This window comes from Kitasatospora sp. NPDC056783, assembly GCF_042789895.1.
Lineage (GTDB): Bacteria > Actinomycetota > Actinomycetes > Streptomycetales > Streptomycetaceae > Kitasatospora.
Map to the genome: position 1 here is coordinate 1 of NZ_JBHUAF010000129.1, position 20,489 is coordinate 20,489.

A 20,489-nucleotide genomic window follows, 5' to 3' on the forward strand; every position below is an offset into this window, starting at 1 on the left:
TGACGGAGCCGTTCGACGCCCGGCCGGCAGAGGCGGGCGGAGCGCCCGACGGCGAGGACGCGGTCCTGGTCTCGCACGGGCCACGGCGGAGCCCCCGCCGTGGGAGGGTCCACCCCGCTCCGCCGCCGCAGCGCCGCCCGGACCGGAGTCCCCACCGGGACGACCGGGCGGCGAGACGCTGGGACATCTCCGCGAGACAACAGGATATTCAGCCGCGCGTGCGGTCTCCCTACCGTTGATCCCATCGAGTTCCCCCTCAGGCAAGGAGCAGTCCCGTGCGCGCAGTCATCCAGAAGTCCCTCGGCGGCCCTGAGGTCCTGGAGGTCGTGGAGGCCGAGCGGCCGGTCCCGCGTGGCGGCGAGGTCCTCGTCCGGGTCCGTGCCAGCGGCGTCAACCCGGTGGACGCGGGGGTCCGCTCGGGCGTGTTCCCGCTGCTCGGGGAGCCGCCGTTCGGGGTCGGCTGGGACATCTCCGGCGTGGTCGAGGAGGCCGGCCCGGGTGCCCGCTTCAAGGCCGGCGACGAGGTGTTCGGGATGCCGTTCTTCCCCCGGGCCGCGACCGGCTACGCCGAGTACGTCGCGGTGCCGGGCCGCCAGGTGGCCCGCAAGCCCGCCTCTGTGGACCACGTGGAGGCCGCCGCCCTGCCGCTGGCCGCGCTGACCGCCTGGCAGGGCCTGGTGGACGCGGCGCGGCTGGCCGAGGGGCAGCGGGTGCTGGTCCACCGGGCGGCGGGCGGCGTCGGCCACCTCGCCGTCCAGATCGCCAAGGCTCGCGGCGCGCACGTGATCGCCCTGGCGAGCGAGTCGAAGCACGGCTTCGTGCGTTCGCTGGGCGCCGACGAGGTGATCGACTACCGAACCGAGGGCTTCCTGAATGACGTCGGCGAGGTGGACGTGGTGTTCGACTCCTCCTCGCAGGGCACCGCCTCGCTGGAGGTGCTGCGCGAGGGCGGCGTACTGGTCTCGATCATGGAGCACTGGAACACCGCGCTGGCCGCCGAGATCGAGGCCGCGGGGCGGCGTTTCGCGGGTGTCTCGGTGGAGCCGGACTACGCTTCGCTGGAGGCGATCGCCCGGCTCGTCGACGAGGGCCGGATCCGTCCGCACATCGCACGGACCTTCCCGCTGGAGGAGGCCGCCGCGGCCCACGAGCTGATGGCCGGGGGCCACACCCAGGGCAAGATCGTCCTGACCGTCGCCTGAGCGGTCACGAGGGCGGCGCACCGACCGGAGGGATCCATGGACATCCTGACCGAGGCACTGGGCTCGATGCGGACGGGGCAGCCCGTCTCCGTCCGGACCGAGGGCCGGGCCCCGTGGGGGCTGCGGCTGCCTCCGGTCGCCGGCGCCGGGTTCCACGTGGTGCTGCACGGGACGTGCTGGCTGGTCCCGCAGGATCGGGGGGCGCCGTCGGTCGCGCTCGGCCCGGGGGACGTGGTGTTCGTGCGGGACGGCCGCGGCCACGACCTCGCCGACCGGCCGGACACCCAGGTCGTCCCCGAACGGGCCTCGCAGTTCCAGCCGGGCCTGCCGATCGGCACCCTCAGCATCGGCGGCGACGGGCCGCGTACCAGCCTGCTGTGCGGCAACTACCACCTCGACCAGGCGCGCCCGCACCCCCTGGTGCGGCAGCTGCCGGAGGTGGTGCACCTACGGACCCGGGACGGCCGACACCCCGATCTGAGCGCGGCCGTCCAGTTGCTCGGCGCCGAGCTGGAGGACCCCCGGCTCGGCTCGGCCGGCATCGTCCCGGCGCTGATCGACTCGCTGCTGCTGTACATACTGCGGGCGTGGTTCGAGGAACAGTCGTCCGACGCCAAGGCCGGCTGGGCGGCGGCGCTCGACGACCCGGCGGTGGCCCCGGCGTTGACCGCGATCCACGAGGCACCGTCGGCGGCGTGGACGGTGGAGTCCCTCGCCGCGCGGGCCGGGCTGTCCCGGGCGGCCTTCGCCCGCCGCTTCACCGCCCTGGTGGGGGAGCCGCCGATGGCCTACCTGACCCGCTGGCGGATGACCACCGCGGCGCGGCTGCTGCGCGAGTCGGAGGCGCCGCTGACCGCCGTCGCCGCGAGGACCGGCTACGGCTCGGAGTACGCGTTCGCCAAGGCCTTCAAGCGCGAGTTCGGCCTGGCCCCCGGCGGCTACCGCCGCGGATCCCGCGCAGCGTGACCCCCGCCCCTCCCCGCACGACTGTAGAGCGTGACCCCCGCCCCCGTGCGACCGCGCCGCCCACGGCCGGAGCGATCCCGTCCGTGCCGTCGTCCACCGCCCGGGCGGGTCCGCCCCGGACGAGACGATGGCGGCACGACCGGGTCCTGGCTCCCCGAGCGGTGCGCCCGGCTCCCGGCCCGTGCGCGGAGCCTGCCCCTGCCCCCGGGCCGGAAGGCCGGGGCCTCCGGCGAGGAGATCACCATCACGGCGGGGCCGTCGCCGATTCACCAGCGCAACCTGCTCCTCCTCACGGCCTCCGAGCTGCTCCGCCACCCCGACGGCCGGAACGGCCGGTACTCCGGCAGGACTTCTCTGCCACCGCCGGTCAACGGCTCGGGGGTGGGGAGGTGGAGTGGGGAGGTGGAGCGCGGCGGGCGGACGACTGGTCGGGGGCTGCCCGTGCTCCGTGTCGGCCTCCCGGCCGCCGCCCGCCCCACGAAGCACTGACACGGCGGAGCACCGGCTCGGATACCCTGTCGGCCCGGAACCTGCCGAACGGGGGATGCCGCCATGGGCGTGACGCTGGACGATGTGGCACGGGAGGCCGGGGTCTCCCTGGCCACCGCCTCCCGGGTGCTCAACGGGTCGACCCGCAAGGTCGGTTCCGAGCTCGCCGAACGGGTGCGGGGCACCGCGGCCACGCTCGGATACCTGCCGAACGCGCCCGCCCAGGCGTTGGCGCGCTCGGCCACCGCCACCGTGGGCATCCTGCTGCACGACGTCTCGGACCCGTACTTCGCCGCGCTCGCCCGGGGCGCCTGCGACTCCGTGGTGGCGGCGGGCCTGATGCCACTGGTGGTCAACACCGACGGCGACCCGGCCGCCGAACTGCGCGGGGTGCGGATGCTGCACGCCCAGCGGGTGCAGGCCATCATCCTGGCCGGGTCCGGCTACACCGATCCGTCGGCGGCCGCCCGGCTGAACGCGGCGCTCGCGGACTACCGGGCCGACGGCGGCTCGGTGGCCGCCGTCACGGACCACGGGCCGGAGTACCACACCGTCCGCCCGGCCAACCGGACCGGCGCGGCGGAGCTGACCAGGTCTCTGCTGGCGCTCGGGCACCGGGACTTCGCGGTGATCACCGGGCCGAGCCGGCTGCGGGTGCCGGGGGAGCGGCTGGCCGGGGTCCGGGAAGCGCTTTCCGAGGCCGGGGTGGCCCTGCCAGGGTCCGCGGTGGTGCGGTCCGAGTTCACCCGCGAGGGTGGCCGACGTGCGATGGCCTCGCTCCTGCGGGGTGACGAGCGGGGCAGGGTCCCGACGGCGGTGCTGGCGCTCGCGGACGTCTGCGCGGTGGGGGCGCTGGCCGCCCTCCGGGAGCGCCGCATCCGGGTGCCGGAGGACATCTCGGTGGCCGGGTTCGACGACATACCGCTGGCGGAGGACCTCAGCCCTCCGCTGAGCACCGTCCGGATACCGCTCACCTTGATGGGCGCCGAGGCCGTCCGGCTCGCACTCCTTCCCCCGGCGGACAGGGTCGGCAGCTTCGACGCGCCGGTCCGGGTGGTCCTCCGCGCCACCACGGGGGCGCCTCGCACGGGGGCACCCGGGGCACTGCGCCGCTGAGGGACGCGACTCCGCCGCCGAGGGGCGCCGGCCCGTGCCCGGCACTCGGGCGCGGAGCAAGCAGGGCCTCCTTCATCGGGAAAGCGCTTACCAGTCTCCTGCCACGTTCCCTCCCAGTCTCCTCCCGACCATTGACGGCCTTTCGGGAAAGCGCTTACCGTCGTCCCACCCGTCCCCCACCTCCCAGGAGGGCCCCCTCATGCCCACCGCGCCGAACTCCGCCCTGCTCTCTCGCCGCCGCCTGCTGCAACTCGCCGCCATCGGTACCACCGCCCTCACCCTCGGCGCCCTCCCCACCCCCGCCACGGCCGCGGCCGACACCTACGACACCCTCCGCCTCCGCTGGCGCGACCTGCTCACCGGCACCGGCTTCGACCCGGCCACGGCTCCCTACGCCACCACCCTCGCCGCCCTCGGCGACCGGGCCCGCACCCAGCTCCAGGCCATGGCCCCGACCTCCACGTCCCTGTGGCCCGACCTCCCCCTGGGCACCAACTCGGCGAACGTCACCGCCTCCCACACCCGCCTGCGCACCATGGCCATGGCCTGGGCGCAGCCCGGCACCGGTCTGACCGGTGACCAGGCCCTGGCCGCCGCGATCACCACCGGCCTGAACCACCTCAACACCACCACCGGCGCCTACACCCCCACGGCCACCGCCTACGGCAACTGGTGGGACTGGCAGATCGGCACCCCGCAGGCCCTCCTCGACACCTGCGTCCTGGTCCACGACCTCCTGACGCCCACCCGGCTCTCCGCCCTGCTCGCCGCCGTGGACCGCCAGGTCCCCGACTCCCAGGTGGCGAGCTACACCGGCACCAGCACGGGCGGCAACCGGGTGGACCTCTGCCGCGTCCTGGCCCTGCGCGGCGTGCTGGGCCGCGCCTCCGCCAAGCTCACCACCGCCACCACCGCGCTCTCCCCGGTCTTCCCGTACGTCCTGACCGGCGACGGCCTGTACGCCGACGGCTCCTTCGTCCAGCACACCTGGGTGCCGTACACCGGCTCCTACGGCGAGGTGCTGCTCGGTGGCCTGAGCAGGCTCTTCGCCCTGCTGGCCGGCTCCGCCTGGCAGATCTCCGACCCGTCCCGGCAGAACGTCTTCGACGCCGTCACCGACGCCTACGCGCCCTTCCTCTACAACGGCCTGGTGATGGACTCCGTCAGCGGTCGGGCCGTCAGCCGGGGCCGTCAGAGCGGCGACCAGCTCCAGGTCCAGCAGGACGACCACACCCGGGGCCACACCCTGATCGGCCACATCCTCCGCCTCGCCGACTCCGGCGCCGCCCCGGCCGCCCAGTCCGCCGCCTGGCGCTCCGCCGTGAAGGGCTGGCTCACCCGTGACTACTACCTCCCCTACCTCTCCAACGCCTACCTCGACGTCCCCGAGCTCGCCCGCGCCCAGGCCCTCCTGAACTCCGCCACCGCGGCCTCCCCCGAGCCGCTCGGCGCCCGGGTGTTCGCGATGGACCGCGCCGTGGTCCGCCGCTCCGGCTGGGCCGCCTCGCTCAGCCTCTGCTCCGCCCGCACCACCTTCTACGAGACCGGCAACGGCGAGCACCTGCGCGGCTGGCACAGCAACAACGGCATGCTCTCCTGGTGGGGTGCCACCTCGGGCAACGGCCAGTACTCGGACGCCTTCTGGCCCACCGTGGACCCGTACCGCCTGCCCGGCACCACCGTCTCCGCCAAGCCGCTCGCCGACGCCGCCGGCGGCACCTGGGGCGCACCCCGCCCGGACTCCACCTGGGCCGGCGGCGCCACCGACGGCACCTACGCCGCCGTCGGCCAGGACCTGCGCGGCCTCTCCTCCACCCTGACCGGACGCAAGTCCTGGTTCCTGCTGGACGATTCGGTGGTCTGCCTCGGCGCGGGCATCAGCTGCGCCGACGGCACCCCGGTGGAGAGCGTCGTCGACAACCGCAACCTCGGCCCCGCCGGCACCCACGCCCTCACCGTGGACGGCGCCGCCCAGCCCACGACCCTCGGCTGGTCCCAGCGCTTCGACGGCGCCCGCGCCGTCGCCGTCGCGGGCTTCGGCGGCTACGTCCTGCCCGCCGGCACCACCCTCCAGGCGAAGCGCGAGGCCCGCACCGGCAGTTGGCACGACATCAACACCAACGGCTCCACCGAGCAGCTCACCCGCCGCTACCTCACCCTCTGGTTCGACCACGGCACCAACCCCACCGACGCCGGGTACGAGTACCAGCTGCTGCCCGGCGCGACCGCCGAGGCCACCGCAGCGCGGGCGGCCGCCCCCACGGTCACCACCCTCGCCAACTCCCGTACGGTTCAGGCGATATCCGACTCCGCCTCGGGTGTCACCGCCGCCAACTTCTTCGCCGCCGGCACGGCCGGGCCGCTCACCGCCTCCGCCCCCTGCTCGGTGCTGGTCCGCGACACCGGCGGCACCCGCACCGTCACCGTCGCCGACCCGTCCCGCCGGGCCGCCACCGTCACGCTCACCCTCGCCGGCACGGGCCGCCCCACCGGGGTCGCCGAGGGCGTCAGCGTGCTCTCCACCGAGGGCACGGTCACCCTCCTGGTGGAACTCGGCGGCACCCAGGGCGCCGGCCGCACCATCACCCTCACCACCGCCTCCGGTTCCCCGGCGACCGCCACCGCGACCCTGCTCGACCCCACCCAGGACAGCTTCGTCCGCGACGGCTCCTACGCCACCGCCAACTACGGCACCGCCACCACCTTGACGGTCAAGAACACCAACACCACCGACAGCGGCTTCAGCCGTCGCGCCCTCTTCACCTTCGACACCACCGCCGTCCCCGGCACCGTCCGCCGCGCCGTCCTCTGGGTCCACGGCGCGGTCGCCGACTCCGGCGGTACCCTCGCCACCCTCCAGGCCTTCACCACCGCCCCCACCCCCTGGACCGAGGCCGCCGTCACCTGGGCCAACGCCCCCGCCCTGGCCCAACCCCTCGGCACCGGCCGGATCTCCACCACTCCCGACTGGATCCCCCTCGACGTCACCCCCGCCGTCACCCCGGGCAACCCCTCCCTCACCCTGGCCCTCTTCCAGCCCCTCGCCACCGTCGGCCTCGCCGTCAACCTCGACGCCCGCAGCCACACCACCTTCCACCCCGTCCTGGAGGTGATCAGCTCCTGACCGGCAACCGCCGCACCACGGCACCGTGAACGGCCCGCCCCGAGGACCGGCTGAGGGCGTACAGATGCTCCCCGGGGCGGCCGCATGATGCCGGGCCCCCTCGCGTGGCCCGTGGTCGCGGCTGAGATCATGAGTCCATGTCCGAGGAATCGAATCCGCTGTCAAACCTGTGGCCACTCGCACCGGCCGGTGCGACGGACTGGCTGTCCAGGCTGTGTGGCGACGGCCTGACCGGGTTCATGCCGCCGGCGATGCCCGATGCGGTCTGGGTGCTCAACGCCATGTACGAGCACGAGGACGGGCCGGGCGACGTATCGCACCACGAGTACCACCAGGCGCGTACGGCGGCCGGGAGCACCCCGGGCGAAGTCCTCCCGGGCATCGACCTCGACGCCGTGGTCGTCACCATGGGGGGCGGCCTGGGCCGCGCCGGGCACCCCGGCCCCGGCTGGCGGCGGCTGCGCTGGGAGGAACTCGCCCGGCGGACCGGCGACCCGGTCGTCCCCGACGGCCTGCTGCCCTCCTACCGCTGTTTCCCCTCGGTCACGAAGGACGGCAGCTGGCCGCTGGGCATCGCCCCACCCACCGAGGGGAGCCTGGACCGTGAGACCTGGATCCGGCTGACCGGCATCCTCACCGCGTACAGCCCCGCGGGCCCGGACACCCGTTGCCTGGCCTACTACAACCCGCTGACGCTCGGGGCCGTCGATTTCGACAACCTCCATGTGCGGGCGGGGCGCCTCGGCGACGCCGAGATGCTCTACGACGTGCCCGAGGCGGACCTGGCCGACTTCAGCCCCGCCAACCTCTGGGCCGAGGACCGCTCATGGGTCCTGTTCACCAGCTACGACCTGTGGGCCACCAAGGTCGTCGGGCCTCCGGACCTTATCGAGGCGCTGCTGAACGACACCGGGGTCGAGGCGGTACGGCTGCCCTGGGCGACCTGAGGACGAACTGTCCTGACCGGCCCCCGGCAGACAGGCGGGCGGACGTCGTCCTGGCCCTGCTCGGGCACGGGCAGCCGTTCAGTACGTCTCGGCCTCGGTGCCGTAGCTGTAGTCGGAGACGAGCGCGCCCTGGCGGTCGGAGAGGTGCGCGGTGTCCCCCTTGTCGTTCCAGATCGCGCGTCCGCTGTTGTAGGAGAAGCCGCCCCACTCGGCGTGGACTTCGTTGGTGTGGATGCGGATCCGCTGGCCGGCCTTGAGCGTGGTGCCGGGCGGGAAGGTGAAGTTCTGGCCGGGGTCGTCGGCGTAGAGGACCCAGCCGGAGATGTCGGCGTGCGCCGTGCCTCGGTTGACGATCTCGACGTACTCGTCTGCCTGGGTGTACTTGACCCCACCCTTGTAGTGGACGTCGGCGATCACCACGTCCGGGACGCCGACGCGTGAGAGCGAGGCGACGATGTCGGCGCTGTTGGAGCCGTTCTCGGGGCTGAGGAACTTGTTGACGATCTCGCCGTTGCGCTTGAAGCCGGTGATCACGGCGGCGTACTCCTCGCCGTCGATCGTGACGCTCTCCGGGGAGACCCGCGTGGGCAGGTCGACTTCGTCGTCAGGGTTGGGGCCGGTGTTGGGCGTCTCGAAGTGGTGGAACCTGAAGCTGAAGTCGCGGTCCTCGTCGTCCTCCGCGAACCGGATGCGCACCACGAGATCGACATCGAACCGGTCGACGCCACCGCCGAGGATCGGGAAGTTCTGGTGGGTGAAGGTGCCCAGCGTCACCTCCGAGCCGTCGGCCTTCGCCTCGACCGTGCCGCCGGAGAACAAGTAGCCGCTCTTCCCGGCCCCGGCCGGGGTGCCCCAGGAGACGTGGCCGGTGTTCAGTCCCGAGACGCCCGGCGGAGCCGGGGTGACGGCCGTCCAGGTCCCTGACGTCGTGATCTTCGACATGCTCCGGCAACTCCTCGGTCCAGTGACGCCGCATCAAGGTCCACCGCGTGCCCGCGATGGCCGCCACCCGCAGCCGGCACCCTCGGGTCGGGGAACCGGTTCCCCGACCACCCTATGTGCGCAATCGGTTGCCAAGGTGTTGCGGTGCGTGATCGGGCGTGTTGCCCCACTCGGCCGCGCCCGCATCGCCGATCCGGAGGACGACCCCTCACGGCCACCCGCCACACCTTCGCCTCCGGCGCCGCCCGCGCTCCGCCCCTCGGCGTCCTCGCAGGGGCGTGCGGTGGGGGATGACCGCGGTGTGACCGTGCCCGGACCCCGGCCGCCCGTCAGTCGGTTCGACCTCACGGCACCCGACCTCGATGTGGCTTGTCGACCGGCCTGGGCATTCCCGATGCGTACGCGCAGGTCAGGGCACATCGTCCAGGCCGGCAAGAGGGTCGCTGGTCACTGCGGCAGGTCCCGGCACACCGGAAGCTCGGCTTTGTCGGCGACAGGCTTCGGCCTCCAGCCCGTGGCAGAGGCTGACCCGCCGTTCCTCCTCAGCACCGTGACCCGGTCCCTCCACAGACCTCTGAGTCCAATCCCGTTCGATTCCTGGCCTGGTTCCTGTCAGGCCGTCTCAGCCCCACGGGCTGGTGGGCACCGGTCCCGGGACGACGATGGGGTCGTGCAGGCCACGCCCGAACCCGTATCGGCGGTTGCGCCCGATGATCCTGCCGGGGCTGTGCCGCTGGAGGCGCGGCTGTACGTTCCCGGCGCCCACGTCGTCGCGACGAGCCAGATGGGCGGGGTGACGGAGGCGCTCGCGCACACGGTCGCCGCGCACGGGATCGCGCGCGTACGGGGACGTGGGTCAGCTTGTTCCATATGGCGCGGCTCGGTTTCGCTAGCGGGGCGGGTGTGAGCGGACCGGTCCGGTTCGGTCGCGTTCGATCAGCGTGGCGGGGCGTTTGACGGTCTTGCCCACGTCGCAGCGGGGGGCTTGGTCCGGTTCGGGACGCCGGGCGGCCGGTCTGGGCCCGCGCGGGTCGGTTTGGGTGCACGTTGTCTGTAGTCGGCCCTACTCGGCGTCCTGTGCCTCGATCAGGTCGAGGTCGCGAACGCAGAAGGTGTGGTGCTCGAAGGTCTCCTTGAGCACCGTGCCGAGGCACTGCCGCACCAAGCGGCCCCGGGCGTACGGCGGCCAGACATCGTCGTCGGGCACCGGCGCTCGCGCTGCGAGCTGCACGGCGGTGACCTCATCGAGCCAGGCCTCAAGCTCGGCGGCCTGCGCGTCACGCACGCTCACGATCTCGTCGAGGGCCGGATCGAGCGAGAGGTCAAGCCCGTGCGCTCCACGGTAGGGCTCGACGGTCGGCCCAATGCCCATCGGCGTGAACAGCTCCGTCGAGCCCAGGCAGCAGCGGCGGAACCACGAGTCGTGGACGAAGACCAGGTGGCGCATCGTCTGCACCGCCGACCACTCGTCGTTCACGCTGCGGCGCTCGATGCCGGGCGTACGGCGGATTCGCTCGATCGTGGCGGCCCAGCCGGCATGGAGCTGACGCGATGCCTCGCGCAGATCGTCGGGGTCCTCGGAGCGGATCAGCACCCGCACCGGATGACGCCGGTCGAGCTCTGCCTCGACGTACTCGGTGACCTCGACACCGTTCACTACGAGGTTGGTGACGTGCCCGTCGATCACGGCATCCCGCATGACGACGCCGATCAGGCGTGCCCCGGTCAGATCGCACTCGCGGAACTCCGCACTGTGCAGATCCTCGTCGATATATCGCGTCATGCTCCGCATACTAGGTCCGAGCACCGACAAGCCGGCCTCCCCGGTTTGATCTAGCTTGTTCCTTAGCATCGGGCCCTGATTGTGCTCGTCGATGGCTCACTCGTTCGGGTGATCGGCGGACATGGGGACAGCCCGGTCGTGATCCTGACTCCGCGCGGAGATCGAGGAATCGACGACGGGGCCGTGCCGATGAGTGTGCTCCAACTTGCCACCCGACGAGACATGTTCGTGGAACCGTCACTCTTCCGGGAGGGCTACTGCGCCAGCCTGTCCGCGCGGGCGGACGCGTTCTTTGAGCTGACCGACGCGCTGCTGTGCTCGGATGCGCCCACCCGTGCGCCGGTGGAGCTGTCACTGACCGCCGAGCACCGCCGCGGCTATGGCTCCCTGTACGGCGCGCTCAACCACGGCCGTCTGGACACCGAGCTGCTGCGGGACCTGCCGGCCGAGCTGCCACTGCCCCGCTTCGCGGGCCGGATCGTGCTCACCGTGGACGTCTCGCCGTGGCTGCGCTCCGACGCCGCCTGCTCGCCCGAGCGGCTGTTCTGCCTGGTCCACGGCCGCGCTGGCCAGGCGTCCAACCACGTGGTGCCGGGCTGGCCCTACTCGTTCGTCGCCGCGCTCACCCCGGACCGAACCTCGTGGACGCAGGTCCTGGAGTTGGTCCGCCTCGGCCCGACCGACGACGCTGCGCTGGTGACCGCCGCCCAGCTGCGGCAGGTGGTCGGGTGACTGGTCGCCGCGGGTCAGTGGCGCGACGGCGACCCGGACATCATGATCGTGATGGACGCGGGCTCCGACCCGATGCGCCTCGCGTACGTGCTGCGGGACCTGCCCGTCGAGGTCGTCGGCCGCCTGCGCTCGGACCGCGTCCCGCGACTGGCGAAGCCCGCCTACGTCTACGACCCGAAGGGCCGCCGGCCCCGAAGCACGGGCCCCGCTTCCCGCTCGCCGACCCCGCCGCCTGGCCCGAACCCACGCTGACCACCAGGAACGACACCCCGCGCTACGGCAAGGCCGAGATGACGGCGTGGGACCAGGTCCACCCCCATCTCACCCACCGCTCCGCCTGGATCGGCGACGACGGCGAACTCCCGCTGGTCGAGGGCACCCTGATCCGGCTGAAAGTCGACCACTTGCCCGGCGACCGCGACGCGCCACCGGTCTGGCTGTGGTCCTCCAAGACGGGGCGCCACCGCCGATGACGTCGACTTCATCTGGTCGAGCTACCTGCGCGGATTCGACCTGGAGCACACCTTCCGCCTGTTCAAGCAGACCCTCGGCTGGGCCCGCCCCAGGCTCCGCTCCCCGGAGGCCGCGGACCGCTGGACCTGGCCCGTGATCGTCGCCCACACCCGGCTCCGCCTCGCCGCCCCGCTCGCCGCCGACCAGCGCCGCCCCTGGGAGAAGACCAGCCGCCCCGGCGTCACGCTGACGCCGACCCGCGTCCGCCGGGGGTTCCGGAACATCCGACCCCACCTGCCCAGTCCGGCCCGTGCACCCAAACCCAGCACGCCCGGCCCCGGCCGGCCACCCGGCATCCCGAACCGGACGAAGGCCACCCCCTGCGACGTGGGCAAAACCGTCAAGCGCCCCGCCACGCTGATCGAACGCGACCGAACCGGACCACAGCGATCAGCGCCCCGGTGAGCACGCCCCCACCCCGTTGGTTGAGGCTCGAGGTCAGTACCTGTTCTCAAGCCTCCGAGAGGCATCGGCCACGGTCGGGAACAGGGCTGAGGCCTGGGCCGTGATCCACTGAGGGTGATGCGGCTGATCGACCGGAGAGGGCGGGGAGCGAAGAGCGCGCTCTGCCAGGGTTGCTGCGGAAAACTCTTTGTCCTGAAGCCCGTCAGTGCTGATAGAAGGGGGCATGGACGAGAAGATCATTCCCCAGGTCGAGCGGATGCTCGCGGAACGCGCCTGCGAGCGCGTCATCGTGGACTTCATCCACCGCCTCGACCTCGGCGACCCGAGCTCGGTGGCCGAGCTGTTCACCTCGGACGGCTTCTGGCACTGGCCTCACGGGGGCCGGCGCATCGAGGGACGCGAGGCCCTGCGCCGCTACTTCGCCTCCCGTCCGGCGGACCGGCTGTCACGTCGTCTGATGACGAACATCCTGGTCACGGTGGAGTCCGAGACGACAGCGCGGGCCGTCTCGTACCTGACCACGTACCGGGTCGACGGCTACGCGGGCGGAATGATCGAGCCCAGGCTCCCGGCCAACGTCGGCCACTACGAGGACACCTTCCGCAAGATCGACGGCGCCTGGCTCCTCGCCGGCCGCACCGTCTTCCTCCCCTTCGGCGCCGACACCGAGCGACTCCCCGCCCCGGATGCGTCACACGACTCATGACGCACTCCTGCGGCCCGGCGACCGAAAGATCGCCCGGCCCGCGGTGAGCGGCCAGGGGCAGCCGAAGTCGAGCGCCGGTCGAAGCGGCATCGGGACGGAACCGAACTGCGCGTCATCCATGAGAACAATCTGACGAATGGTCAGTCTCCGTGGGGGGGGCGAGTCAGGCCGGTCTTCGCCCGGGTTCGGGACCTGTTGGTGGTGGAGGTCGGTCCCGCTGGGCATCGCGGGAAGCCGACCGCCCGGACCGCATGGGCTGCCGCTGGGTGATGCGCCTGGACATCAGCGCGATCGCCGCCACAGCCACAGCGGCTTGGGGTTCCGCAGCTGTGCGGCGGCGACGGCGGCCGGGTCGTCGCCGGGAAGCGGCCGCACCGCGTCCGGCGGGGCGACCCACGAGGTCCGGCTCGATTCCAGGGCGACGACCCACGAGTGGGGCCGGCCCGGGATCATCCGGCGCCTGGCGTCGCCTCGGCCGTGGGTGTGGCAGAACGAGCGGGCACCGCTCGTGTCGGCGTCGGGCCGAAGCCACGGCGAGACATCCACTGTCAGCACCAGGCGGCCACCGGCGGTACCGGGCAGCGCCAGGCCGACCAGGGTCTTCACCGGGCCGTCGGTGCACAGCCGCGTCGGTGAGCTCGAACAGTCGTAGGCGCGGGTCGCCTGGCCGGCTGGGCACAGCAGCAACTGGGGCTCGCTCTGGAGATCGTCAAGCGCAGCGACGACACCTCGGGGTTCGTGGTGCTGCCCAGACGCTGGGTGGTGGAACGCGCGCCGAGCCGGCTGATGGGCTCTCGGCGCCCGGTGTACGACTTCGAGACGCTGCCGTGCCGTGCATGAGCGGATGGTGCTGTGGTCGATGACGATGCTCATGAGCCGCCGGCCGGCCCGGCGGCGAGAGTGAACCGTCCCGGGGCGGGCTCCTCGGCCAGGCCCCGGGCGGCCGGCCGCTTCGTCCTCGACCGGACTCCTTCCACACTTGCCGGAACCGGCTCCAGCCCAAGTACGGCAGTGATCTCCTGGCAGGACATCACCGGCTCCCCGCCGGACGCTTGTTCGGTGAGCGTGGCGGGGACGCGCTGGCAGTGGGGAGCGAGTGTCTCCGTGGAAAGCGGGGGACGCCAGACCGCGACGATCGAGCCCGATCGCACGGCCCTCGGTAGGGGAGCCTCGGAGGGCGCGTTCGTCGCGGGCTCCGATTCGGAAGACTCACCGGCTCCCGGGCCGGCTTCACCTGTCTGTCCGGGCCGTGGCCCGGAGCTCGTGCTCGGACTCCCGCGCGGGGTCCGTCACGAAACGGCTCAGCCGGTAGGTGGTCGGCAGCCCCAGGCGCCCACACAGCGTGTCGATCCGGATCGTCGACCCGTCGACTCCCGCCTCCTGAAGACGACGCGACCGCGTACGCATCTCCGCCTGGTCCCGTGTCTCAACGACCACTTCCCACTGCCCCGCGTCCGGCGCGGTGCGAGCAGCAAGTCGCTGCCGCGCGTCCTCCTGCCGCCGCCTTCTCTTCCCCTGTCCTGGCACCTGCCCAGAATCACTGGCCGACGTCAGGACGGCAAGGCAATTGGACCGAGGATGCGCCCGCTCGGTGATCATTTGTCAGACAGGCTCTAGCCCTGCCGTTCCAGCCACTCCGAAATCACCTGGTTGGTTTCTTCCGGCATTTCCTCCTGGATCCAGTGACCGCAGTCCAGGCCGACCACTTCCACGTTGGGCACGAACTCCGCCAGTCCTTCGAACCTCGGGATCGCGAAGTCCTGGTCGCCGTAGATCATGAGGGCGGGCTGCTTGATGATCGGGTCAGCGTCCGCCAGCTGGTGCCAGTTGCGGTCGAGGTTCCTGTACCAGTTGATGCCGCCGGTGAATCCCGACGTCTCGAACGCGGAGACGTAGACGGCCAGATCACTGTCGCTCATGACGGGCTCACCGAGTGCTGTTTCCGCCTTGGCGAGGTTGATGAACGCCATGCCCGGCTCAGGGGGTGCGGGGGGCACGTTCTTCCGGTAGAGGTTGCGGAGGAACTGGGAGGTGTTGGCATCGAACGCGGCGTCCGCTACGCCCGGCCGCCGGTTGAAGTGGACGAAATAGAAGTCGCCGCCGAGGAAGGTTTCCATGACCTCGATCCACGGCGTTTCTCCGCGCTCCTGGTAAGGCAGGCTCAGGTTGATCAGCTTGTTCACCCGGTCGGGGTGCAACAGGGCCAGCCCCCAGACGACGAACGCACCCCAGTCATGGCCGACGAAGGTGGCGTCCTCGTAGCCGTAGTGGTCCAGGAGCGCGACGAGGTCACCCGTCAGGTGTTCGATGTCGTAGTCCGTCACCTCGGTCGGGCGGGATGAGTTGCCATAACCCCGCTGGTTCGGTGCGATGACGTGGTAGCCGGCCGCTGCGAGGACGGGCATCAGGTGACGCCAGGAGAATGCGTGCTCCGGCCAGCCGTGGCAGAGCACGATGGGCTTGCCCATGTTTTCCCGGCCCGCCTCGAAGACTTCGAGCTCCACACCGTTGACCTGGATGAGGGCGGGCTCGGGAAATCCTGCTTGATCGAACACTGCATTTCCTCTCTGGGGGCATTCGCTGGCGGTCGACCTCCTCGATGAGGTCATGTCGCCATCCTGCTCACCAAACCGGTCACCCCATGACCGGTTTTCATGAGAGTTTTGTCAGCATGCGATCCGACCGGCTGGTGGCCATACTCCTCTTGCTCCAACGGCGCGAGCAGGTGACAGCCGCGGAGGTCTCCCGAGAGCTGGACGTCTCCGAGCGCACCGCCCGCCGTGACCTCGACGCCCTGGCCATGGCCGGGGTGCCCGTGTACTCCGTACAGGGCCGAGGTGGCGGCTGGCGCCTCGTGGGCGGCGCTCGTACCGACCTGTCCGGGTTGACCGCCAGTGAGGCCCGCGCCCTGTTCCTGGCCGTCGGTCCGGCCTCGGATGCGACGCCGGCGATGAAGGCAGCTCTGCGCAAGCTCGTCCATGCTCTACCGAAACCCTTCCAGGTGCAGGCCGAGGCAGCGGCGGCGTCGCTGGTCGTGGACCCGCAGCGATGGGGGGCGAGCCGGATCGAGCACCGGCCGCCTCGCTTCCTCGACGAACTCCAGGACGCGGTGATCAGCGGCGTCCAGGTGTCGCTCGGCTACGTCGACAGCAAAGGCGTCGAAACCCGGAGAACCGTCCACCCGCTGGGCATCGTCGCCAAAGGTCCTGTGTGGTACCTCGTCTCCAACACCGAGACCGGCCGACGGGTCTTCCGGATCGACCGCGTGTCGTCCGCCGACCCGACCGGCGACCCCGTGCACCGACCCGGGGACTTCGACCTTGCCGAGAGCTGGAATGAGATCGCCGAAGAGGTCGATCGCAAACGAACGCCGCTGGAGGCCCAGACGGTATGCGCACCCGACGGGATAGGCATACTCCGGATGGCGCTCGGCGACCGGCTCGACGTGGGAGGTTCCACGACCGATGGCCGCATCGAGGTCGTGATCCGCGGCCCCAATGAGTACATCCTCGCCGGCGAGCTCTCCGGGCTCGTCGAATGGGTCGAGGTGACCGGCCCTCCGGGGGTCCGAGACCACCTGGCCTCGATCGGCAACGCCCTCGTCGAACGATACGGCCGGCCGCGCACCAGCGGAGACCTTCACCCGTCTTGAAGCGGACGAGGCAGGGCTTCGAGAACAGTTCCGCTCAATAGGGTGGGCTTGTGTTCCAGCAGTTGCCTGGTCACGAGTCGGCGGGTCTGCCGGCCCGGCTCGCCGCGGGTGGACCGTCTCGTGCCGGTCCGGCATCGCCACGCACTCGGCGCGCTTCCGGGATCGAGGTCGCGTCGGGCGGTGCAGGTTGCGGCGGCGGCCGACGCCTCGTGGGCGGTGCTGTCGATCACGGGCCGTGGGCCATGGGCGGCTGAGGCCGGCCCGAGGGGTTCCCGGAGCGGCAGGTCCCGCGTTGGACGGTCGAGCTGGAGGGCTACACGATCGCGCTCGGCCTGTTGCGGCGGGCCCTCAGGTTCCAGGTCGCCGGAACGGCTTGAGCCGCACCCCCTCCAGGCTGTCGGCGATCAGCTGGTCCAACCGCCGCTCCCGGGTCTCGTCCCGCTTGGCACTGATCACATAGTGGACGGCCGACTTGCGGTAGGACGGCGCCTGCCCGCTGAACCACTCCCACGCCCGCGGTTCCGCTTGGAAGCGAGCCAGCTGCGCCGCCTCGAACTCCCGGACCGGCTTCTCCTCGCGGTCCCGGTCACGGGCTTCGAACACCGCGATGCCGGCCGGCCGCATGAGCCCCTGCGCGGTCAGCTCCTCGATCTTGCGGAGGTTGACCTGGCTCCAGTTGCTGCGCGGTCTGCGCGGGGTGAACCGGATCGTCCAGGAGAAGTCGTCGATCGGGCTCTGCCGGCCGTCGATCCAGCCGTAGCACAGGGCCTGGTCGACCGCCTCCGACCAGCTCAGGGTGGGCTTGCCCGTTCCCTTCTTCCACATGCCCACCCGGCATTCGGAGGCAGTCGCGTGGTGCTCCTCCAGCCAGTCCCGGAACTCCTCAGGACTTGAGAAGAAGGTCGACTCCATGCGCGGTGCTCCCGTCGGTCGTCTCGTCGGTCGTCTCGTCGGTTCCATTGAACCTGTCGGGTACGACAATCCGAGAGTTTCACCGCGCCACCCGGAATCTGCGCCGAGGGTCATCACCATGACGGGCGGGCAGCCACAGGAACCGAGCGGGGACGGATCGCCCAACGGGGCCGGCAAGTCCACACTGCTGAACCTCGCCTGCGGCCAATCGAAGCCCACCATCGGAACCATCCGTGTTCTCGGCCACCAGCCCGGGGACGGCCCCGGGCAGCTGGCCAGGGTCGGATTCGTCGCCCAGGACACCCCGGTGTACGCCGGGTTGTCGGTCGCCGACCATCTGTGCTTCGGCGCCCGGACGCCGAGCCACGCCGACGGCATCACCCACAACGGCTCGTCGCTGGTGGTCGGCGGAATCTCGCTCCCGGACGCCTGGGTCGTCTCCACTGGCCACGCACTCGACCCAGCCGGGCAGCCGCCCAGCGCGGAGAAGGTCGACGCCTGCCTGATGCCGGGCCGGTTCGACGGGACGGTCGCCTGCCTGGCCGGACAGGACCTCCACGTGACCGCCACCTACCAGCCGAACACCCGCTACTGGCCCTTCCAACTGATCGAGACAACGCTCTACACCGTTCTGGCCGCGGCGCTCTCGGGCTTCTGCTTCTTCTGGATCCGACGTCGTACGACCTGATCCGGCTCTGCTTCGCCCCGAGCCCCACGCGGGGCCGAGACCAGGCTCACGCTCCCCTCGGCACACCTGCGGGAGGCACGACTCACGCTCACCGAAAGGCGCACGGGCGTTCGGGGCCGTTGTGCCGCCACCTCCCAAGGTCGCGGAAGCATCGGGGATCCTCGTCGACCTGGTCCGCGGCGGCCAGGGAGTCGTCGTGCAGCAGTCGGCGCGCACCTGTGGACGATGGCGTCCACCCCCACCGGGTGCGTGGCGAACTCTGCCGGACCAGAGACGAGTTGTTCCACGAGCGGGCCAAAACCCTGTCGTTCCCGGCCTGCTTCGGTCACAACCGGGACGCCGTCGGGGAATGCCTCACCGACACCCGCTACCCGCCCCGGCAGCCGGACCCGGTCGGGCTGCCGATCCTGGTGAGCGGGGCCGAGGCCGTCCTCGTCGACGAGCCGGTCCGCGAGCTGACGACCCCGCTCCGGGTCCTCGACACGGCCGCCACCGACGAGGGCCCGTTCCTGCGGGTGCTGTTCCCCGGCGACGACCCCGGCACCGTGGAACGACGGCTGTGCGCGGCGACCCGGGCCATGTGAGCGGTCCGCGCCGGTTCGAACGGCGGCGGTACGGCCAGGGGGCCCACCGACCGGTGGGACCCCTGGGCGTGGGTGGGTCAGCCCGCGGCTCCCGCCGTCGGCCGGACGGCGACCGCGTCGATCTCGAAGAGCATCCCCGGCAGGGCGAGGGAGGCGACCCCGCTGAGCGTCTGCGCGGGCAGCCGGTCGCCCCAGGCCCCGGCCAGGGCCTTGCCGAGGACGGCCAGTTTCTCCGGGTCGTGGTCGACGATGTACGAGCCGAGCCGGACCACGTGCTCGAAGCCGAGGCCGACCCCGGCGAGTGCGGTGCGCAGGTTGGCGAGGGCGAGCTCCACTTGGGCGGCGAAGTCGCCGGGCACGACCTGACCGCCGGCGTCGGAGGCGTACTGGCCGCCGATGAACACCGGTTCGCCGGGCGCGGAGGCGGCGTGGCTGTAGCCGAACGGCGTCGGGTCGTGCAGGCCGGGCGGGTTGGTGATGGTGCGGGTGTCGGTCATGGGGTTCTTCCTCTTCTGGTGTCGGGCCGGGCTCGGTGCCGGGCGGTCTACGGCTCGGACCGGGCGGCTTCCTCCCGGGCGTCGCGCCAACTCGGCGACTCCAGGAAGTGGTTGTCGAAGAGGTCCTGCTTGGCGAGCAGTTCCTCGACCGTCGCCTCGCCCGCGCGGATCCGCTCCAGCAGACGGAAGTAGTCGAAGCGCTCCACCCCGGGGGTGATCACGATCAGCAGGTCCGCCCCGGAGTCCGGCGCCGCCGCGAAGGCGTGCGGCAGATGGGGCGGCACCACCACGAGGTCGCCGCTGCGGGCGGTGACCACCTCGTTCCCGACCAGCACCTGGGCGGAGCCGTCGACGACGAAGAACAGCTCCGAGGAGCCCCCGTGGTAGTGCGGAGTGGCGCCGTCCTTGCCGCGCCCCAGCGTGACGCGCAGGGTGCTCAGGGCGCCGCCGGTGGCGCTGGAGTCCGCCAGCAGTCGCCCCTTGCCGCCGAGCATTCCGACGGTCTCGGCTTCGTCACCCCGCACCACCACGGCTTCCGGTCCGATCAACGTCATTGGCCTCTCCCCACAGTGAGCGCTTCGATAGTTCCCTGGCTGATAGTACTACGTCTAACTATCCTCCATCGAATAACATGCCCCCATGGATCACGTGGACGTCATGCTCGACCAGTGGAGCCGGGAGCGCCCGGACCTCGACCTGGCGGCGGTCGGCACCGTCGGCCGCCTCGGCCGCTTCGCGCTGCTCGCGGGCCGGGTCATCGAAGAGGTGTTCAAGCAACACGGCCTCCAGCGCGGCGAGTTCGACGTTCTCGCCACCCTGCGCCGCTCCGGCACGCCGCACGAACTGATGCCCTCCGAACTCGCCGCGCTGCTGCTGATGTCGCGGGCCGGCATGACCAGCCGGATCGACCGGCTGGAATCGGCGGGCCTGGTGGAACGCCGCACCGACCCGGCGGACCGGCGCAGCATCCGCATCGCCCTCACCACGGCCGGACGCGCCCTCGTGGACGCCGCCTTCACCGACCACGCGGCCAACGAGACCGCGCTGCTCTCCGCCCTCTCGGGCGAGGAACGGGCCACCCTGGACGGGCTCCTGCGCAAACTGCTCGCCGACGTCGAGGGCACGCAGAGCCCGGCGCCCTGACGGCCCCGCTCGACGCCCCCGCCCGAGGTCCAGCCACCCGCGACCGATCCGGAACGTCGTCGGCCGCCGTACACGGGAACGCGTACGG

General features: G+C 71.8%; 16 protein-coding genes and 3 pseudogenes. 12 read left to right on the top strand and 7 right to left on the bottom strand.

The features are described from left to right. Positions 1-275 precede the first annotated feature (275 nt). The 5 genes from ACFRMQ_RS19740 (at position 276) to ACFRMQ_RS19760 (ending at position 7,844) form a co-directional block, all read left to right on the top strand. Positions 276-1,202, top strand: coding sequence for an NADP-dependent oxidoreductase (locus ACFRMQ_RS19740; protein ID WP_380731771.1), 927 nt, complete (start codon positions 276-278; stop codon positions 1,200-1,202). Between the two features lie 36 nt (positions 1,203-1,238). Then, positions 1,239-2,168, top strand: coding sequence for an AraC family transcriptional regulator (locus ACFRMQ_RS19745; protein WP_380731772.1), 930 nt, complete (start codon positions 1,239-1,241; stop codon positions 2,166-2,168). Between the two features lie 552 nt (positions 2,169-2,720). Continuing rightward, positions 2,721-3,773: a LacI family DNA-binding transcriptional regulator gene (locus ACFRMQ_RS19750; protein WP_380731773.1), complete on the top strand. Its 1,053-nt coding sequence runs from the start codon at positions 2,721-2,723 to the stop codon at positions 3,771-3,773. Positions 3,774-3,972: 199 nt separating this feature from the next. Then, the gene (locus tag ACFRMQ_RS19755) at positions 3,973-6,897 is read left to right on the top strand and encodes a polysaccharide lyase family 8 super-sandwich domain-containing protein (RefSeq protein ID WP_380731774.1); all 2,925 of its coding nucleotides are present in this window, start codon (positions 3,973-3,975) and stop codon (positions 6,895-6,897) included. A 137-nt stretch (positions 6,898-7,034) separates the two neighbouring features. After that, the gene (locus tag ACFRMQ_RS19760) at positions 7,035-7,844 is read left to right on the top strand and encodes a hypothetical protein (protein ID WP_380731775.1); all 810 of its coding nucleotides are present in this window, start codon (positions 7,035-7,037) and stop codon (positions 7,842-7,844) included. Between the two features lie 78 nt (positions 7,845-7,922). On the opposite strand, the gene ACFRMQ_RS19765 is transcribed toward ACFRMQ_RS19760, so the two are convergent. Both ACFRMQ_RS19765 and ACFRMQ_RS19770 read right to left on the bottom strand, forming a co-directional pair. Beyond that, positions 7,923-8,786, bottom strand: a complete 864-nt coding sequence (locus ACFRMQ_RS19765) for a choice-of-anchor K domain-containing protein (protein WP_380731776.1) — start codon at positions 8,784-8,786, stop codon at positions 7,923-7,925. Between the two features lie 1,063 nt (positions 8,787-9,849). Beyond that, positions 9,850-10,569, bottom strand: a complete 720-nt coding sequence (locus ACFRMQ_RS19770) for a DinB family protein (RefSeq protein ID WP_380731777.1) — start codon at positions 10,567-10,569, stop codon at positions 9,850-9,852. A gap of 189 nt (positions 10,570-10,758) precedes the next feature. Here ACFRMQ_RS19770 and ACFRMQ_RS19775 point away from each other — a divergent pair. Beyond that, a pseudogene (locus ACFRMQ_RS19775) lies at positions 10,759-12,219 on the top strand (NF041680 family putative transposase). Between the two features lie 223 nt (positions 12,220-12,442). Continuing rightward, positions 12,443-12,925, top strand: a complete 483-nt coding sequence (locus ACFRMQ_RS19780; RefSeq protein WP_380731778.1) for a nuclear transport factor 2 family protein — start codon at positions 12,443-12,445, stop codon at positions 12,923-12,925. Positions 12,926-13,246: 321 nt separating this feature from the next. Here ACFRMQ_RS19780 and ACFRMQ_RS19785 read toward each other — a convergent pair. Continuing rightward, a pseudogene (locus tag ACFRMQ_RS19785) lies at positions 13,247-13,571 on the bottom strand (transposase); the annotation flags it as partial. A 53-nt stretch (positions 13,572-13,624) separates the two neighbouring features. On the opposite strand from ACFRMQ_RS19785, the pseudogene ACFRMQ_RS19790 reads away from it, so the two are divergent. Further along, positions 13,625-13,744 (top strand): annotated as a pseudogene (locus tag ACFRMQ_RS19790) (IS5/IS1182 family transposase); the annotation flags it as partial. Between the two features lie 794 nt (positions 13,745-14,538). On the opposite strand, the gene ACFRMQ_RS19795 reads toward ACFRMQ_RS19790, so the two are convergent. Beyond that, a complete protein-coding gene (locus ACFRMQ_RS19795; protein WP_380731779.1) occupies positions 14,539-15,480 on the bottom strand; it encodes an alpha/beta fold hydrolase in 942 nt (313 codons plus the stop codon). Positions 15,481-15,596: 116 nt separating this feature from the next. Here ACFRMQ_RS19795 and ACFRMQ_RS19800 point away from each other — a divergent pair, with 116 nt between their 5' ends. Continuing rightward, positions 15,597-16,577, top strand: a complete 981-nt coding sequence (locus tag ACFRMQ_RS19800; protein ID WP_380731785.1) for a helix-turn-helix transcriptional regulator — start codon at positions 15,597-15,599, stop codon at positions 16,575-16,577. 348 nt (positions 16,578-16,925) lie between these two features. On the opposite strand, the gene ACFRMQ_RS19805 is transcribed toward ACFRMQ_RS19800, so the two are convergent. Further along, entirely contained in the window at positions 16,926-17,489 is a 564-nt protein-coding gene (locus ACFRMQ_RS19805) for a YdeI family protein (protein ID WP_380731780.1), read from the bottom strand. Between the two features lie 118 nt (positions 17,490-17,607). Between ACFRMQ_RS19805 and ACFRMQ_RS19810 the strand changes: the two genes are divergently transcribed. Together ACFRMQ_RS19810 and ACFRMQ_RS19815 are read left to right on the top strand one after the other, a co-directional pair. Beyond that, positions 17,608-18,177, top strand: coding sequence for an ATP-binding cassette domain-containing protein (locus tag ACFRMQ_RS19810; protein ID WP_380731781.1), 570 nt, complete (start codon positions 17,608-17,610; stop codon positions 18,175-18,177). A gap of 245 nt (positions 18,178-18,422) precedes the next feature. Beyond that, on the top strand, positions 18,423-18,761 hold the full coding sequence (locus tag ACFRMQ_RS19815; protein WP_380731782.1) for a barstar family protein: 339 nt from the start codon (positions 18,423-18,425) through the stop codon (positions 18,759-18,761). Positions 18,762-18,838: 77 nt separating this feature from the next. On the opposite strand, the gene ACFRMQ_RS19820 is transcribed toward ACFRMQ_RS19815, so the two are convergent. Next, entirely contained in the window at positions 18,839-19,258 is a 420-nt protein-coding gene (locus ACFRMQ_RS19820; protein WP_380731783.1) for a RidA family protein, read from the bottom strand. 47 nt (positions 19,259-19,305) lie between these two features. Further along, positions 19,306-19,812, bottom strand: a complete 507-nt coding sequence (locus ACFRMQ_RS19825) for a cupin domain-containing protein (protein ID WP_063352400.1) — start codon at positions 19,810-19,812, stop codon at positions 19,306-19,308. Between the two features lie 85 nt (positions 19,813-19,897). Between ACFRMQ_RS19825 and ACFRMQ_RS19830 the strand changes: the two genes are divergently transcribed. Then, complete coding sequence (locus ACFRMQ_RS19830; protein ID WP_380731784.1) at positions 19,898-20,401, top strand: MarR family winged helix-turn-helix transcriptional regulator; 504 nt, start codon at positions 19,898-19,900, stop codon at positions 20,399-20,401. The last annotated feature ends 88 nt before the right edge of the window (positions 20,402-20,489 follow it).